Below are 16,011 nucleotides of genomic sequence, written 5' to 3' on the forward strand. Positions count from 1 at the left end.
CATGTCGGGTTTGGGTTACCGACTGCTCTTGCTCGGCAGCCTTTCGACGTTGCCCTGGGCGTCGGTCCAGGCCGAACAAGAGGCACCCAGCGCCCTCACACTCGACGAAACCACCGTCACCGCTCGCCGCCGCGAAGAAGACCCGCAGCAGGTGCCGATCCCGATCAACGTCCTCTACGGTGAGCAACTGGACGAGGCTGGCCTGCATCGGCTGCAAGACATCCAACAGCGCGTCCCCGGCCTGGTGGTGTCCGGGCACGACTCTCGCTATGCCGGCTTCGGCCTGCGCGGGTTCGGCGCGACCGCCTACAACGATGGCCTGGAAGGCAGCGTCGGCACCTATGTCGATGGTGTCTACCAGGCGCGCCAGGGCATGGCCTTCACCGAGTTGATGGACATCGAGCGCATCGAAGTATTGCGCGGGCCGCAAGGCACCTTGTTCGGCAAGAACACCACCGCGGGCGCGTTGAACATCGTCACCCGGCAACCGACGTTCCAGCCCGAAGCCAACCTCGAAGCCAGCTACGGTGAACACGGTTTGCGTGAGTTTCGCGGGACGATTTCCGGGCCGTTGCAGGACGATGTGCTGGCTGGGCGACTGAACATTTTCGACAGCTCCACCGATGGCGCGGTGGAAAACCTGCAAGACGGTGCCCGCCTCGGCGACGCCGACAGCCAAGGCCTGCGGGGCCAGTTGCTGTGGACGCCGAACGCCGACTTCAGCGCCCGCCTGATCGCTGACTATGCCGAGCAAAACGAAGCCGGCAACGTCCTGCTGGTCAATCACTACAGCGAGCAAACCCGCAAACGCGCCAAGTTCCTCGGCTACCCGCTGACCGAGCCCGACCCCTACCAACGCGAAACGCGGATCGACGCGCCGGGTCATCCGCAAACCCTGCAGAACGGTGTCTCACTGGAATTGAACTGGGACCTCGACGAGGCAATGCGCTTCACCAGCATCACCGCCTACCGCGACTGGGACTACCGCGCCACCCGCGATAGCGACAGCACCGCGCTGTCGGTGATCCAATCCGAAACCGAGCTGGGCCACCGCCAGTTCAGCCAGGAATGGCGCCTGTCCGGCACGGCCGGCTCGTCCATCGACTATGTCGCCGGTCTCTACTACCTGCGCCAACAGCTCGACCGCCGGATCGACACCGAATTCGGCAAGGACGCCGCGCCCTGGTTCGTCGGCGATCAAGTGGAGCAACTGAAGAAACTGGGCATTAACATCACCGATCCGAGCCAGGTGCCGGCCATGCTGCTGGACGGCGCCCGGCAACGCTATGACGGTGAACAGAAAGGCGACAGCCGGGCGATTTTCGGCCAGCTCTCCTGGCGTCCGATTGAGCCGCTGGAGCTCACCGGCGGCCTGCGCTACAGCCAGGAGCGCAAGGACGGCTGGATCTCCCGCGACGTCAGCAACCTGGCCCCGCTGACCGGCTTACCACCGGTGTTCCAGTCGGGTGGGCAATTGCTGCGCGACATCGCCCTCGGTGGCGGTTACTACCGTGAGGATTCGATCGAGGAAGACAATATCTCCAGCCTCGCCAGCGCCAGTTACCGCTTCAGCGATGCGGTGATGGGCTACGTGAGTTGGTCGCGGGGCTACAAGGCCGGCGGCATCAACTTCGACGTGGTCGGCCCGTTCACCGCGCCCACCTTCGAACCGGAGCGGGCCACGTCCCTGGAGCTGGGCATGAAAACACGCTTCTGGGATGAGCGCGCATTGCTCGACCTCGCCGTCTACCAGACCGACGTCGACAACTACCAAGCGCTCACCTACAGCCCGCCCACGTCCGTGTTCGCGCCACCCCTGCGCGACAACCTGATCAACGTCGGCAAAGTCCGCCTGCGCGGCATCGAACTCGATTCCGCCTGGCAACTCCACCCGCAGCTCACCTGGCGCCTGGGCCTGGCCTGGAGCGACGCCCGCTACCGTAGCTTTCCCAACGCACCGTGCCCACCAGAGTCGGGCCAATGGACCTGCGACCTCAGCGGCGACCGCCTCTACAACGCGCCGGAATGGAGCCTCAGCAGCGGCCTCGACCATACCCACCCGCTGCCCTACGGGCTGGAAGCCTACAGCGGCATCGACTACAGCTTTCGCACCGGCTACTCCGGCACCCTCGAAGGCGGCGAAGGCAGCTATCAACCCAGCTACGGCCTCACCAATTTGCGCCTGGGCCTGCGCAGCCAGGACCGTGCCTGGGAAGTGGAAGGCTGGGTGCGCAACGTCTTCGACCGTCAGTACATCACCGCCGTGTATTCACTGCTCGGCTCCGGCGACTACGGCGTCATGACCGGCAGCGAACGAACCGTCGGCACCACCGTCAGGCTTCGCTATTGAGGGAAATAAACCGCGTCGGACAAAACGCCAAACGGTTACCGCCGGCCTTTTTCGACAGGTACATCGCCTGATCCGCCTTGCTGATCAGCCCATCGACCTCATGCCCATGCTCGGGGAAAAACGCCACCCCGATACTCGCGGCAATCTCCACCGTCTGCGCACCAATCAAAATCGGCGCATTCGCCGCCGCCAGCATCCGCTTGAGCAACGGCTCGCTGTCCTCCACCGCCTGCAACCCCACCAGCCCGGCGACAAACTCATCACCCCCCAGTCGCGCCAAGGTATCGCCCTCACGCAACGTCGCATTGATCCGCGCCGCGACAATCTGCAACACCCGATCCCCCCAGTCATGCCCATAACTGTCGTTCAGCGCCTTGAACCCATCCAGGTCAATGAACGCGATGGCCACCTTGTGCTGGTGAATCCGCGCCCTGCCCAACGCCTGACGCATCCGCTCGGCCAACAACAACCGATTGGGCAACTGCGTGAGCGCGTCATACCGCGCATCACGCTCCAGCAACTGCAGCCGCTGCTTCATCTGCGTCATATCGCTGAGCAGCGCCACATAGTGCTGGACGTTGCCGTGACGGTCATGCACCGCACTGACGCTGATCCGCGACGTCATCTCCCGGCCATCCTTGTGGCTGCTTTGAATCTCGCCGGACCAATGCCCGTGAAAATCCAGCGCGTTCTTCATCGGCCCATAAAACGCCGCGAGCCGCCGCACCATGCGATGGGAATTCAACTCGCGGCCCTGTATCTCTTCCTGCCCGTAACCGGTGAGCCGGGTGAAGGCCTCGTTCACGGCGATGACCCTGCCGAAAGGGTCGACCAGGATGATGCCTTCGCGGGCGTGGCTGAACACCGTGGCGGCGAGTTCTGGGCAGACGGTGTTGAGGCGACGGTCCAGCGTGGCTTCGTCACGGGTGGTCGGCCATGTATTGGAATCGAAACCTTGCTGCGCCAGATAACCGGCCAGGGAGGACAGCGCCTTGTGCAGCCGGGTCAGGGCGTTCGTGGCGAGCCTGGAGTTGTGGCAGTGGCTCCGGATGAAGGTGCGTAGGTTCATGGGGGGTACGCGGTGCTCGGTTGCAGCGGTAGGGGGTGATTGAAGAAAGCATTATCGAGGTGGGAATTGATGGGGAGCTTTGCTGGAGCGGATGGGAGCTTTGCGGGAAGGGATGGATTGGAAAGATTTTTTGGGTGGGGTGTAGGAACGTCAGTCGGGACTGTCAGCCATTGGGCAGACGGGACTCGCCAGCCGACGTCGCCTTGCGCCTTTGCCTACAACTACGCCAGAATCCGCCGGCTTGTTCGCCTGGAGTTGCGTCGGTAGTTTGGGGCCTGTCACTGCTCATCAGTGATCGGGTTTAGCAGCTCGCGGTGAAACAGGTTGTGCAAGGCGTCATCCAGTCAGGAATCTCCATCCTGCACTTGATGGTGGCTGTGCGCAGGGCGTCCCCGGACGCGCCGGTTTCTTGTTTCCCCGGTCTGCTAACCTGCGTACAGCTGCCTCCCATCGTTTAGCAGCGAGTGGGTGATGGCTCCAATGACAGGAAGCAAGAAGATGGTAAAAGTGACTCCGAATCCTCCTGCGGCAGACGAACCCACATCCCGCGCCCAGTCCGCCCGCAACAAGAAAATCGACGACGCTGCCACGCGAGCGTTGGATTTTTATCTGAAGCCCAAGCCTCAGAACGAAACGTCTGATAAGTCCGACTCCATTTTACGGATTGACCCTGGGGTTGATTCTGAGTGTTTGCTTGCGAACCTCAGTGAGAATCTGGCCTCGGCGAACGCGATGATTAGTGATTTGGCGTTTGATCTGGATGGATCGAGGCGGCATGTGGCGTTGGGGATTTTGCAGGTGATTGAGGTGAGTGAGCTGTTGGCGAATCGGGCTTTGGATATTGTTGAGGTGAGGTAGCCGAGGCGTTCGCCTCAGTACAGGAAAGGTCTGCATAGCTCGACCTTTCCTGCCACCTTGGCGTTGGAGCAAGCCGGTGAGGTTGGCAACCAGGCATTCAAATGTTGGATAGCGACCAACAAGCCCTGCCGGATGGCTAAACTCTCTGCTCATGAGCAGAGAAGGTCAGGGGCGCTAATGCACGAGTTGAGCGCTACCGGCTAAACACGAGCGGAGCAGCGACCATGGAATACGACGACAAATTGATAGAAGAAGCTGTGCTTGCCTTGTTGGCAGCCTTCAGCTCCGACAGCGGCAACACCTGGAAAGGTTTTGACTTCGAGGTCATGAACCGATTGCATGAGCAAGGCCTCATCAGCGATCCGGTAAACAAGAACAAGTCGATCTGGTTGACGGACGAAGGGTTGGAGCGAGGTCGGCAGATTGCCGAGCGGTTGTTTGGGAAGGAGCGTTGAGAGGGGCGCCATATCGTGATGGATCGCCAGAAGCCATAGCAAACCCTGTCGAAAGCCTAGGTTCAGCTAATGCTGCATTAAATTTCCATCTTTAATGGATCTTTGAAGTGGCAAGGAAACGTCGTTTTTTATCTAAGTAAAAGCCCGTTGTGGGTAAGTTTCGCATTTATCTGCCCTTCTAATTTGTAGTAGCTCAGCTATCGATGTATAAGGAGAATGTCTTGTCCAATAAGACTTTCTGTAATAAAACCACACCCCTAGCTTCTGATTTTTATTTTATTTTTATTTTCTGAAAATCCAACCCACCCAACTCCTGTTGGCGTCGATTGGACATGAGGATCGCTACAATCATCCATTTCGGCGATTAAGAGTCTGTCGGAGATGTAAGTGCCGAAAGCTCAACTGAATACTCCCTGTAATTCAAATCATGATATTCCAGGCGCTCGGCAAAAATCTCATGAAAATAAACCCATTGGGTTGTTTTGCTGTTGGGGTCAAGCCTGATCTGCACCTTATCACCCGCCTTGAAGTACTTGAAATCATCTTTAGTCAACATGACTATTCTCCTCCAGTCAGGCAGCATTTTTCGAGCCTCAAGCAACGAGTGCGCCTCGTATCGTTGGATACACCAGGCTTTCCTTTGCTCGAGACAAATGAAACATAAGGCTGGGACGCTTAGCTGCATACTGTCAGGAGTGACAGGTTATTAGTTTTTTTGGGGGCGGTTTTGTCGAGGGTTAGAATGATTGGTTATAGATAGGTGCTTGATCCGTTGATTTGCATTGAATGGATTTTTGTCCGATTTCTGTTGATGGCTAGTCAGCGCAAGTTCCGATGTAATACTCCAGCCCGTCAGGAAATTTTATATCTAGAACTTTTTCTATTTCTCTGAGCTGTTCCTCTGTTATCTCCAGCTCTCCTGGTTCAATTTCGTTGAAGGGTTTGGCTTCAGTTATTTGCGCCAACGCTTCATTTTGTTCGGCGTCTTCTATATAAATCTCGAACTGTAATGAGTCGTCCTTTTTGTCATCTGGGTAGAAACCTGTTATTGAGAAGCTAGGCATGATGTTCCTCTTTTATTGTCGTGGGGTGGTTCTGCCGGGTTTGGCAGGTTTTGTTTGGCGACCTGTTAAGTGGTCGTATTCGCCCAGATGGCTTCCTAGCTTGTCGTACTTTTCTACGGCATTACTTTTGGAGTCCCATTCATAAATACGACCCTTCCGATCAACCCAACGTCGTCTTTTTTTGCTCCCGCCTTGTACGGAGGACTTTGATTTTACCCTTACGGCATCGGGGAAGGCCGGTAGCAATGTTGGAGCTTCGTAGTACTTATGATCCCCCGGAACACTCAAAACCACATAAACCGGCCGAACCCCCGAATCCACCGGAAACACCAGAATGAAATCCCTGTACTCCGGCGGATAGATCGGGTCGACGATAATGCTGTCGGCCATCGGCGTCGGCGGATAGATCCAGATGGGAGGTGCCTGGGGCGCCGCTTCCAGGGCGGGAATGCCGAGGGTGTCGGACGGGTTGGTGGCTGGTGTCCAGATCAGTTCGATGCCGTCACCCAAGTTGGCGATAAACTGGTCGCCTCGCGGGGTGAACTGGACAACGTCGACCATTTCCCAATCGCGGTTCTGGCCGGTGTAGAAACCGTAGCCCTTGAGGCTGCCATCGGCCTGCTGCTCGACGCTCAAGCGCATGCGGCTGCGGGCTTGCTTGAGGTCACGTAGCTGGTCTTCGCTGTAAAGTGCGCTGTCGCCCAGGCTGGACGGCCAGAGCAGGGCAACGACACCGGTCAGCAGGGCCGCGCCGACGGTGCCGCCGGCAGCGGCAACCGTGGAAGTTGCCGAACCGCCCAGCGCCAACCGACCCAAGTTAACCGGAACCGAGCCCGCGCCAATCCGCTTGAGAGGAATGGCGCCGGATGGATCGGTGCTCCGGCCGCCGAGCCACATAAGATCGCCGTACTGCTTGACCAGATCCGCCGGGACGTAGCCGCTGGGGTTGCTGTAATCGATGATGCCGTTGGGCAGCTTGCAGCTTTTGGCAAACACGCTTCCAGTCATGGTGAATACGGGCTTCTTGACCACCGTGGCCCAGCGTTCCTGTTCATAGGCTGCCTGCCGGGCGAGCATGGCTTCATGAGCCTGCTGTCGGGCTTCGCGCTCGGCTAGTTCGGTGGCCGTCATGTCCCGATAGGTGACGTGATGCCCGTCGCCGCCGGGCGGGTTTCGAACCTGGGGGATGTCTTTTTTGCGTGTCGCCACGTAGTGAATCTCGTCCGCTAAATGCAGGACAGACGCTAACGCGGGAAGAGCGGGGCGCGATGTAGGAGGTTTCTTGAAGTGGTTGTTCCGGTTTCCTCAAAACAGGTAGGGTTGGCTATTGAGGGGCGGAACAATCTGAAGCGTCAGCCGGGGCTGTCAGCCATTGGGCAACCGCAACTCGCCAGCCGACGTCGCCTTGCGCCTTTGCCTACAACTACGCCAGAATCCGCCGGCTTGTTCGCCTTGGGTTGCGTCGGTAGTTTGGGGCCTGTCACTGCTCATCAGTGATCGGGTTTAGTCGCCCAGGGTGAAACAGGTTGTGCAAGGCGTCATCCAGTCGGGATTCCCATCCTGCACTCGATGGTGGCTGTGCGCAGGGCGTCCTCGGACGCGCCGGTTTCTTGTTTCCCCGGTCGACTAACCTGCGTACAGCTGCCTCCCATCGTTTAGTCGCGAGCGGGTGATGGCTCCAACTACAGGAAGCAAGATAATGGCAAAAGATACTCCGAATCCCCCTGATACGAACGAACACGTCTCCCGTGCTCAGTCTGCCCGCAACAAGAAAATTGATGACGCTGCAACGCGGGCGTTGGATTTTTACCTGAAACCCAAGCCTAAGGGCGAAGCGTCTGATAAGTCTGATTCCATTTTTCGGATTGATCCGGATGTGGACTCTGAGTGTCTGCTGGCGAATCTGAGTGAGAACCTGGCTTCGGCGAATGCCATGATCAGTGATTTGGCGTTTGATCTGGATGGGTCGAGGCGGCATGTGGCGTTGGGGATTTTGCAGGTGATTGAGGTGAGTGAGTTATTGGCGAATCGGGCTTTGGATATTGTTGAGGTGAGGTAGCGACTCAGCTACAGCGGTATAAGAAAAAGGTCTTGTCTAACAAGACCTTTTTCAAAAATGGCCGCGATCGTCATTCAAGGCAGACGATTTGAATGATGCGGTTATCACCATGAATGGTTGTGTGAGTCCACTCTTCTATGGTTTTTATCTGCTGTGGTGACAGGTCGTAGACAAAGCAAAAATCTTCAGGCTTTGTCCAGCCCATAAGTGCGGCCAATGGGTCCATGTATACGCTTGGGACTTCCACGGTCTGTATTAGCTCTTCGGTAGTCTGGTCAAAAATTTCAACGACGGGCTTCATTTTTCTACTTTCCTTGTCGGATCGGCGGGTTTGGTTTGTTCGCCAGTTATTGGATCGAACTCGCCAAGGTGTTGACCTTGTTTTGTGTATAGCTCTACAGCGCCATGCTGTGAGTCCCATTCATAAATCTTGCCTTTACGATCCTTCCATCTTCGACGTTTAACGCCACCTCCACGTACAAACGTTTTGGATGGAGCAATCTTGGCTTCTGGAAACGCTGGAAGCAGCGACGGGGGCTTGTAGTACTTATGATCCCCAGGAACACTCAAAACCACATAAACCGGCCGAACCCCCGAATCCACCGGAAACACCAGAATGAAATCCCTGTACTCCGGCGGATAGATCGGGTCGACGATAATGCTGTCGGCCACTGGCGTCGGCGGGTAGATCCAAATAGGCGGTGCCTGAGGCGCAGCTTCCAGGGCAGGAATGCCGAGGGTGTCGGCTGGATTAGTGGCCGGGGTCCAGATCAATTCGATGCCATCACCCAAGTCGGCGATGAACTGGTCGGCTCGCGGGGTGAACTGGACAACGTCGACCATTTCCCAACCGCGGTTCTGGCCGGTGTAGAAGCCGTAGCCCTTGAGACTGCCATCGGCCTGCTGCTCGATGCTCAGGCGCATGCGGCTGCGGGCCTGTTTGAGATTGCGTAACTGGTCTTCGCTGTAGAGCGCGCTGTCATCCAGGCTGGAGGGCCAGAGCAGGGCGACGAGGCCGGTCAGCAGGGCCGCGCCGACGGTGCCGCCGGCAGTTGCAGCCGCAGAAGTTGCCGAACCGCCCAGCGCGAGTCGGCCCAAGTTAACCGGAACCGCGCCCGCACCAATCCGCTTGAGGGGGATCGTGCCGGATGGGTCGGCGCTCCGGCCACCGAGCCACATGAGATCGCCGTACTGCTTGACCAGATCTGCCGGGACGTAGCCGTTGGGGTTGCTGTAATCGATGATGCCGTTGGGCAGCTTGCAGCTTTTGGCAAACACGCTTCCGGTCACGATGGGTAAAGGCTTCTTATCCACCGTGGCCCAGCGTTCTTGCTCATAGGCTGCCTACCGGGCAAGCATGGCTTCATAAGCCTGCTGTCGAGCTTCGCGCTCGGCCAGTTCGGCGGCCGTCATGTCCCGATAGGTGACGTAATGCCCGTCGCCGCCGGGCGGGTTTCGAACCTGGGGGATGTCTTTTTTGCGTGTCACCACTTAGTGAGTCTCGTCCGGTAAAGGCAGGACAGACGCTAACGCGGGAAGAGAGGGGCGCGATGTAGGAGGTTTCTTGAAGTGGTTGTTCCGGTTTCCTCAATACAGGTAGGGCTGGCTATTGGGGGCTGGAACAATCTGAAGCGTCAGCCGGGGCTGTCAGCCATTGGGCAACCGCAACTCGCCAGCCGACGTCGCCTTGCGCCTTTGCCTACAACTACGCCAGAATCCGCCGGCTTGTTCGCCTTGGGTTGCGTCGGTAGCTTGGGACCTGTCACTGCTCATCAGTGATCGGGTTTAGTCGCCCGTCGTTGCTAAGTCGCTCAAGTATCCGTCAGTCAGGCATCCCATGCCTGCACTTGATGGTGGCTGTGCGCAGGGCGCCTCCGGGCGCGCCGATTTCTTAGCTCGTCGGTCGACTAACCTGCGTACAGCTGCCTCCCAATCGTTTAGTCGCGAACGGGAAGTAGCCTCAACCAAAGAGAGCTAAGGCTATGGTCAAAATTACACCGAATCCTCCAGGTACAGATGACCCCACGTCTCGTGCACAGTCTGCCTGCAACAAAAAGCTCGAGGAAGCGGCTACCCGCGCGTTGGATTACTACCTGAAGCCCAAGCCTAAGGGCGAAACGTCTGACAAGACTGACTCCATTTTCCGGATTGATCCGGGGGTGGACTCTGAGTGTTTGTTGGCGAATCTCAGTGAGAATCTGGCTTCGGCGAACGCGATGATCAGTGATTTGGCGTTTGATCTGGATGGGTCGCGGCGGCGTGTTGCGTTGGGGATTTTGCAAGTGATTGAGGTGAGTGAGCTGTTGGCGAATCGGGCCTTGGATATTGTTGAGGTGAGGTAGGGCAGCAGTGCTACCTGCCGCCCGGATTGGAAAAAAGGTCTTGCCTAGCAAGACCTTTTTTGTGCCCGAGGGAGACCGTAGGCCTCCATATATCACGTGACTCGCAGCTAAATTATGTAGTTGCAGGGCAGTATCGCGCTGCTTCCTTGGATGTTCTTGGAAAATTTGGATCGTTAATCACCGTGATGAACGACTGTGGGCACGTCCTAGTGGTTCTCTAGCACAGCGTATTCTCCTCCTCTTCGTAACAAGAGAAATAGGCTGCGAGGATTCGCCCCGATCAATGGAATGCGAACCTCCAGACTCTGATCCTCGAAAGAACGAAGCTCTTGTATCAACTGTGCGACGGTTTTGCCGCGACCGGTACATTCTGGCGTCATACATATTCCAACTGAAGGTATGCGTAGAGATAGCAGCGATTGAGCGAAGGCATACTGGGGCTCGCCTTTAAAGTGGGAAAATACCATTATCCTCGACCCACTTCCCGTAGAAAATCACCGACGCTGCCACGCGAGCGTTGGATTTTTAATCTGAAGCCTAAGAACGAAACGTCTAAAAAATCCAACCCTATTTTTCGAATTGATCCGGGGTGGACTATGAATGTTTGCTTGTAAATCTGAGTGAAAACCTGGCATTCGGCGAATGCCATGATTAGTGATTTAGCATTGATTTGAATGGGTCTAGGCCGTGTGCTGCGTTTGGATTTTTTTTATCAGGTGATAAAGATGAGTGAGCTGTTGGCGAATCGGGCTCTGGATAATTGTGAGGTGAGGTAAGGAGCACCCGGGCATGAAGTACCTAATTTTGTGAGGTTGTTAATGCCCGAGTAAGATTATACGCGAGGCGTATAAGAGGATTTTGTGTTTTTATAGGTCTGCATTAACTGTATGTTTTTACGTTGAGTGCTGCTTTGAGTTTAAATTTAAAACGTCGTACGTTTGGTGTGGTACCTGGCCTTCTTTATGGTTTGTTTTTTGTTGGGGGAGCGCTTAGAGTAAATGGGCGAAAAATTTCTTTACTGGAAAAGCGCTCAGGTAGCCAGAATTTTGATTCCAGGTCTACATGCGTTAATTGCTTTGTGTTGGAGTGCTCAATGCTCAGTTCGTCTGCAATTAAGTGTGTGGCTCCTTCATGTTTGAACTTGAATAGCCAGCTGCCAGGCTTGTTAGATAGTTTTTCAATTTTTCTGAAATAAAAAACTGCGCCAGGGTTTTCCGTGATGTCTATCTTTTTTGTAAGTGCAGCAGCTTTCATCATTATTTCTGGAGCCCAGTTTGCATCTGATATTAAAGCTTCTCGTAGATGATTGACCAAAAGTACAAGTCTAAAATTTGGAGCATGTCGTTCATATATTTCTTCAGCTAGATTGTATTGCTGTTGTCCAGTTTCTAAATTGCCTGTACGGTAGTGGAACATTCCAGTGTTTGCTAAGGCATGAGCTTTTAGTGACCAGTCATCACTCTCTGCTAACAAGTTAAGAGTTCGTAGAGTCTTATCAATAAAGTCAGGTTGTTCGCTAGCGATTCGGTTTATGTCAGTGCTTGCGATCCAAGCAAATATCTGATTTAGTTTTAATGTCAGGTTTTGTGGGTTGGCAATTAGTCCCTTAGTAGTGATCTGTAGTAGAAGTTTATAATCGTCCAGCAGGGCGGCCAAATATGATATCGCAATTGCTGGGCCGCTTGAGTAAGGCTCTTGGTTGTACCATGCTTTCGCGAAGTCCATAGCAAGCGGAATGTTTTGCTTGCTATAGGCCTCCCAGTACTGAGCTTCATAGGCAACTATATGTGAATCTAAGGATACGTTGACTAGATTTTTTAATCTCGAATTGCGCTCTGCCCATTTAGCTTGCGCTAGAGAGTTTTGATTAGGGGCCAGCAGTGATTGTTTGAAAAAACTTTTTGCTTTTTTTTCTGCGCCATTCAAAAGTTCTAAAGTGCCAAAAGAGCTTGCTAATTCAGACATGTGTATGGGCGGAATGTTCGAGTCTAATAAGTTCCTTCCGTTTGAAAGCAGTTTGGATTGTCTGTTGGCCTTACGGGAAACAGCCATTTCGGTAGCAATTAGCCATGGGTCAGCTTTTATGCTGGGATTTTTTAACAGTGTGTAATGGGCCCGGTCGGGTTCGTTAAAGTGCACAAAAACTCTTGCTCCAATACGGGTGATCCAACGGTGATCGTTCGCATAATGTAGAGCCGCAAGCATTGCTTTTATGGATCGCTCCTGTTCTCCGAAGATGGCATATTCTCTGGATAAATCGGCCCATATGAGGGGGTTGTTATTTGAAAGCTTAAGCTGTTTCTTTAATATCGATATTGGGTGTTCGGTGGGCTTGTCCGGAACTTGAAAGTCCCAAGGGTTATGTAAGAGCTTTATTAATGAGGACGATAGAAGTCGTTTGTTTTTAAGGAATTGTGCAGCGATGTCGGCATTTTTTTGATCATTCTCTATGATTGCGACGTTGAGAAGTTCTGTAGCAATACCGACGGTTTGGGTAGTATGGAACTCTTTAAGGATATCTGGCGCTGATTTCTCTATGTTGAAGTGCGCTTTATTTTTTTTTACCGAATTTAATTCAGGCATTCCCGCCACGCTGTGTGATGTCATCCAAGCGGGTAATACATCTCTATCTGTGTCAAGATGCTTCATAATGCATCCTCAGGGTTTTGTAACTTTCAAGATTTTGCGAGCTTCGATAGTGGCTTTGAAACCAAGCCTGTCAAATTGTGAGACAAACCTATTAAGCCCAAGGTTAGAGGGGTTAGAGCTTAAAGTTTTTTTTGATCCTCTCTCACTAAAAGATGGGGTGCCACATTGCTGAAGAATGTCGATGATTTCAGGGGCTAGCCAATTCGGAAGTTCTTTTTCCCACTCCTGAAGCACCTCGTTAAATATTTTTATTAGATGAGGAAGTGCGTCGATGTAGGAAGCATGCGCTCCTCCCCATGCTATTGGCACTAATTGTGAGGGGAGCCTGTTTTTTAACATGGTATTCAAGCTTGCGGAGAAGAGTAAGTAGCTTATCAATGAGGCAAATTGATACAGGTCGCATCTTTGACGTCGATCATACCAATTGTCTAGTTGGTAGCCGTATAGCTGTTCTGGAGGGGCATATGCATAGTCTCCTGCTATTTTATAGAGGTCATTACTACTATTTATGTCTCGCTTGCTTGCACGGCCCAGGTCGCCAATTTTAGCTGTGGCACCACCAAAAATCATTACGTTGGAAGGCTTGAGGTCTTGGTGAGCGATTTCGGCCCCGTGTAATTGTATTAGTCCCGATGCTACATCTCGCAAGTAATATAGTTTTACTGATAAATCGATATATTCAGAGCTGCCTATGTAATTCCTAATGTCCCCACCATCCGCCAATTCCATTATCATGTATGGTACTGCACTAATTTGCTCGCCTGGAAAGGGAGGTAGGTTTACTTGTCCGTGTGATAGTATTTTAACTATCCTTTTCATGTTTTTATCGGCGCAGATCGAATGAAGCTTAGTTTCGAATTCGTAAGCCTGCAAATGAGCCAATAGCGTAGTGGTGAAAGTTTCTCCGGCGGCTACCGCGTTATTAATAGGTGTTAATATATCAAATGCTTTCAAAAAAGCTTTTCGTTCACCACTTGCTACTTCATATGAAACTGAGAAAAATCCGCCCGTGCCGCCGCTGCGACGCCCTGTAGGAATCATATTTCCTACCTGCCATCCACCTTCCAAGGCGGTACCGCTCAGCCGTTCTGCTGGATTTACGTTAGCTATACTCATCATTAGCTCCCTAAAATTGGATCTGGGCGGAACTTAATTCTGTAATATTTAGTGTTTTAGTAGGTTTCGTCGAGGCGATACCCTCTTTTAAATTAGTGGTGCCCCAGAATTTGTGGCCTGGAGCCGTTGGGTTGCGTATACATTATCATCTTCTAAAAAAGGAAGTTGGTTTTGTATTGACTGTCCAAGCGCGATGCGTTGCTCCTCTAAAAAAGGGGCTCCCTTGACTCGATCATAAAGTTTCAAAAGACGACTTTTAGCTCTTGCTATAACAATTTGATAATCCATGGGTTGGATAATGCAATTGTCGTTGTCTCGCCGAGCCTCTTTCTCGAAGGGATCCACTTCGTTGCCCAAAACAAAGCACGTAACTCTCGTGCTTCTACTAATCAGTCCTTTTTTTATCAGCTCACTCACATACTTCCAACATTGAGCTTTTTCGTCTGTGCTGATCGCTATTCCTGGCTTTTTAAGCTCAACTACTACTAATTTGTCAATCCCTATTTCGCCGCCATCGCTATCATATGTTGGATAACAGTAGGTCCCCACGGTACTATCTGGAAGAATCGCAAAGTCCGGTCGATTCCTACTTCCCGTATTGTCAGATTTAAACAGCTTTTGTATTACTTTTGTCATTCCTTCATTTGAGGTGAATTCGATTGTTTCATACTCGGGTCCGAAAATCCAAAGGCCCTGATGGAAGAGCGGTTGTAGGTCTTGAACTTCTCTAGTGTTGGTGTCTAAAACTCTTTCTTTTAGTTCGTCAAGAAGTTTAAGGCGAATCTGTAACTCGTCTAATACCTCTTTGGCTAAATCTAGACTCCAATCGTTGAGGATATTGTGCAAGCTGTCTAGCTGGTCAGGTTTCAACTCGTGCAGCTTGCTTATCAATGAGTACTTGTTATCTGATTTTTCTAGACTTACTAATATCTCGGAGATTTTTAATAAATCTTTTTCTGAAAGACTGGGGCACTCTTCTTGGACTTTTATAATTACCTTTTCCCAGCGTTCCTTCCGCAGAGGGGTTAAGTTGCTTATCTGAATGTTTTGCTTCTGTTTGATGCTGCTTAAGGTTTGGTCCCGCTTTTGTTGTGTTTGACCTAGAATGTGAGCTTTTATGAATTCAAAGCTTGCGTCTCGAGCTTTATTAAAATCTGGCGTGTCGTTGAAGCCTGTCCAGTCAGCCTTGATTGCGTCTTGTTTGCTGAGGAAGTCTGCATCAATAATAAATGTATGGCGTTTGGCTTCGGCAGATCTTCCGTCAATTATTTCGTCGAAACCATTATCTTTCCAATTTGCTTCGCCTACTAACCGACCATTCACATGCCAAGCTACGCCGTGCTGTTTTGTTGTTTTGTCGGATTCTATTGTGTCTATTATTGTTATTTTGAGTTTTTTATCTTTTTCGAGATTGATTTCATTAACTGAGATATTTGTTTCGGGTATGTTGGAGAAGTCGACTTTTACGCCATTTACGTAACAAGAGAATGAGGGGTCTGTCAAAAATCTCATGCCTATTTCAGACAAAATCGTACTTTCTGGAATTCTGGAGGGGGCTGCCTCGGATACGAAAATGCGAGTTCCATTAGGTTTTGAGGTTTTTTCTGACTTAAGTTTGTTGGTTCTGAAGGGCGTCGAGACGTTCTCTATGGTTACTTCGTACTGAATTAATGTTCCATCATTTATGGTTTCTACTACGTAACGCTCTCCAAAACAAAAACCTGCAAACCTTCCTATCCCGTTTTTTCCAAAAACTGTGCGTTTTTTATTATTAATAATTATGTTGTCGCCTTGAGATGAGATTCTATCGTATGCCAAAGTTCTCCATCGAGAAATAAATTCTTCCTCGGACATCCCTGTGCCATTGTCGCTGATGGAAAAATATTGTTCATTTTCCGGAGTGGGCCAAATTATTTTGACTTCGCTTGCTCCTGCGTCCCATGAATTCGCAATTAATTCGACAATAGCTACTTTAGGGTCGTACAGAATATTGCGCCCAACAAATTTCTCTAAAAATTTTGGTCCAAATAAACATGCCTGTTCCATTAG

13 protein-coding genes and 1 pseudogene are annotated in these 16,011 nt (G+C 52.2%); 5 read left to right on the forward strand and 9 right to left on the reverse strand.

Features of this window, described 5'->3' with window-relative positions:
• Position 1 precedes the first annotated feature (1 nt).
• A complete protein-coding gene (locus PBDP_RS04945; protein WP_212801902.1) occupies positions 2–2,350 on the forward strand; it encodes a TonB-dependent receptor in 2,349 nt (782 codons plus the stop codon).
• On the opposite strand, the gene PBDP_RS04950 is transcribed toward PBDP_RS04945, so the two are convergent.
• Positions 2,334–3,419: a sensor domain-containing diguanylate cyclase gene (locus PBDP_RS04950; protein ID WP_212801903.1), complete on the reverse strand. Its 1,086-nt coding sequence runs from the start codon at positions 3,417–3,419 to the stop codon at positions 2,334–2,336. The two genes, PBDP_RS04945 and PBDP_RS04950, sit on opposite strands and share 17 nt — an antisense overlap.
• Before the next feature lie 498 nt (positions 3,420–3,917).
• On the opposite strand from PBDP_RS04950, the gene PBDP_RS04955 reads away from it, so the two are divergent.
• Positions 3,918–4,277 carry a DUF6124 family protein gene (locus PBDP_RS04955; protein WP_109753596.1) on the forward strand — a complete coding sequence of 120 codons (360 nt, stop codon included), beginning with the start codon at positions 3,918–3,920 and terminating at the stop codon, positions 4,275–4,277.
• 224 nt (positions 4,278–4,501) lie between these two features.
• On the forward strand, positions 4,502–4,732 hold the full coding sequence (locus PBDP_RS04960) for a DUF6429 family protein (RefSeq protein ID WP_109753597.1): 231 nt from the start codon (positions 4,502–4,504) through the stop codon (positions 4,730–4,732).
• A gap of 364 nt (positions 4,733–5,096) precedes the next feature.
• Here the strand turns inward: PBDP_RS04960 and PBDP_RS04965 are convergent, their stop codons facing one another.
• The 3 genes from PBDP_RS04965 to PBDP_RS04975 all read right to left on the reverse strand — a co-directional run bounded on the left by PBDP_RS04965 (position 5,097) and on the right by PBDP_RS04975 (position 7,005).
• The gene (locus PBDP_RS04965; protein WP_176688591.1) at positions 5,097–5,288 is read right to left on the reverse strand and encodes a hypothetical protein; all 192 of its coding nucleotides are present in this window, start codon (positions 5,286–5,288) and stop codon (positions 5,097–5,099) included.
• A 259-nt stretch (positions 5,289–5,547) separates the two neighbouring features.
• On the reverse strand, positions 5,548–5,796 hold the full coding sequence (locus tag PBDP_RS04970; RefSeq protein ID WP_212801904.1) for a pyocin S6 family toxin immunity protein: 249 nt from the start codon (positions 5,794–5,796) through the stop codon (positions 5,548–5,550).
• A gap of 12 nt (positions 5,797–5,808) precedes the next feature.
• Complete coding sequence (locus PBDP_RS04975) at positions 5,809–7,005, reverse strand: S-type pyocin domain-containing protein (protein ID WP_212801905.1); 1,197 nt, start codon at positions 7,003–7,005, stop codon at positions 5,809–5,811.
• A 490-nt stretch (positions 7,006–7,495) separates the two neighbouring features.
• On the opposite strand from PBDP_RS04975, the gene PBDP_RS04980 reads away from it, so the two are divergent.
• Positions 7,496–7,855 (forward strand): DUF6124 family protein, encoded by a 360-nt coding sequence (locus PBDP_RS04980; RefSeq protein ID WP_212801906.1) that lies wholly within the window; start codon positions 7,496–7,498, stop codon positions 7,853–7,855.
• 70 nt (positions 7,856–7,925) lie between these two features.
• Here the strand turns inward: PBDP_RS04980 and PBDP_RS04985 are convergent, their stop codons facing one another.
• Positions 7,926–8,156 carry a DUF7683 domain-containing protein gene (locus PBDP_RS04985; RefSeq protein ID WP_116831504.1) on the reverse strand — a complete coding sequence of 77 codons (231 nt, stop codon included), beginning with the start codon at positions 8,154–8,156 and terminating at the stop codon, positions 7,926–7,928.
• Positions 8,153–9,346: pseudogene (locus PBDP_RS04990) on the reverse strand (colicin E3/pyocin S6 family cytotoxin). The gene PBDP_RS04985 and the pseudogene PBDP_RS04990 overlap by 4 nt, the downstream one beginning before the upstream one ends.
• A gap of 491 nt (positions 9,347–9,837) precedes the next feature.
• Between PBDP_RS04990 and PBDP_RS04995 the strand changes: the two are divergent.
• On the forward strand, positions 9,838–10,197 hold the full coding sequence (locus tag PBDP_RS04995) for a DUF6124 family protein (RefSeq protein ID WP_212801907.1): 360 nt from the start codon (positions 9,838–9,840) through the stop codon (positions 10,195–10,197).
• Between the two features lie 960 nt (positions 10,198–11,157).
• Here the strand turns inward: PBDP_RS04995 and PBDP_RS05000 are convergent.
• From PBDP_RS05000 to PBDP_RS05010, 3 genes are all read right to left on the reverse strand, one after another.
• Positions 11,158–12,846 (reverse strand): hypothetical protein, encoded by a 1,689-nt coding sequence (locus PBDP_RS05000; protein ID WP_212801908.1) that lies wholly within the window; start codon positions 12,844–12,846, stop codon positions 11,158–11,160.
• 9 nt (positions 12,847–12,855) lie between these two features.
• Positions 12,856–13,962 carry a protein kinase domain-containing protein gene (locus PBDP_RS05005; RefSeq protein ID WP_212801909.1) on the reverse strand — a complete coding sequence of 369 codons (1,107 nt, stop codon included), beginning with the start codon at positions 13,960–13,962 and terminating at the stop codon, positions 12,856–12,858.
• 87 nt (positions 13,963–14,049) lie between these two features.
• On the reverse strand, positions 14,050–16,008 hold the full coding sequence (locus PBDP_RS05010; protein ID WP_212801910.1) for an ATP-binding protein: 1,959 nt from the start codon (positions 16,006–16,008) through the stop codon (positions 14,050–14,052).
• Positions 16,009–16,011: the final 3 nt, after the last annotated feature.

The sequence above is a fragment of the Pseudomonas sp. St290 genome (genome assembly GCF_018325805.1).
Lineage (GTDB): Bacteria > Pseudomonadota > Gammaproteobacteria > Pseudomonadales > Pseudomonadaceae > Aquipseudomonas > Aquipseudomonas bijieensis.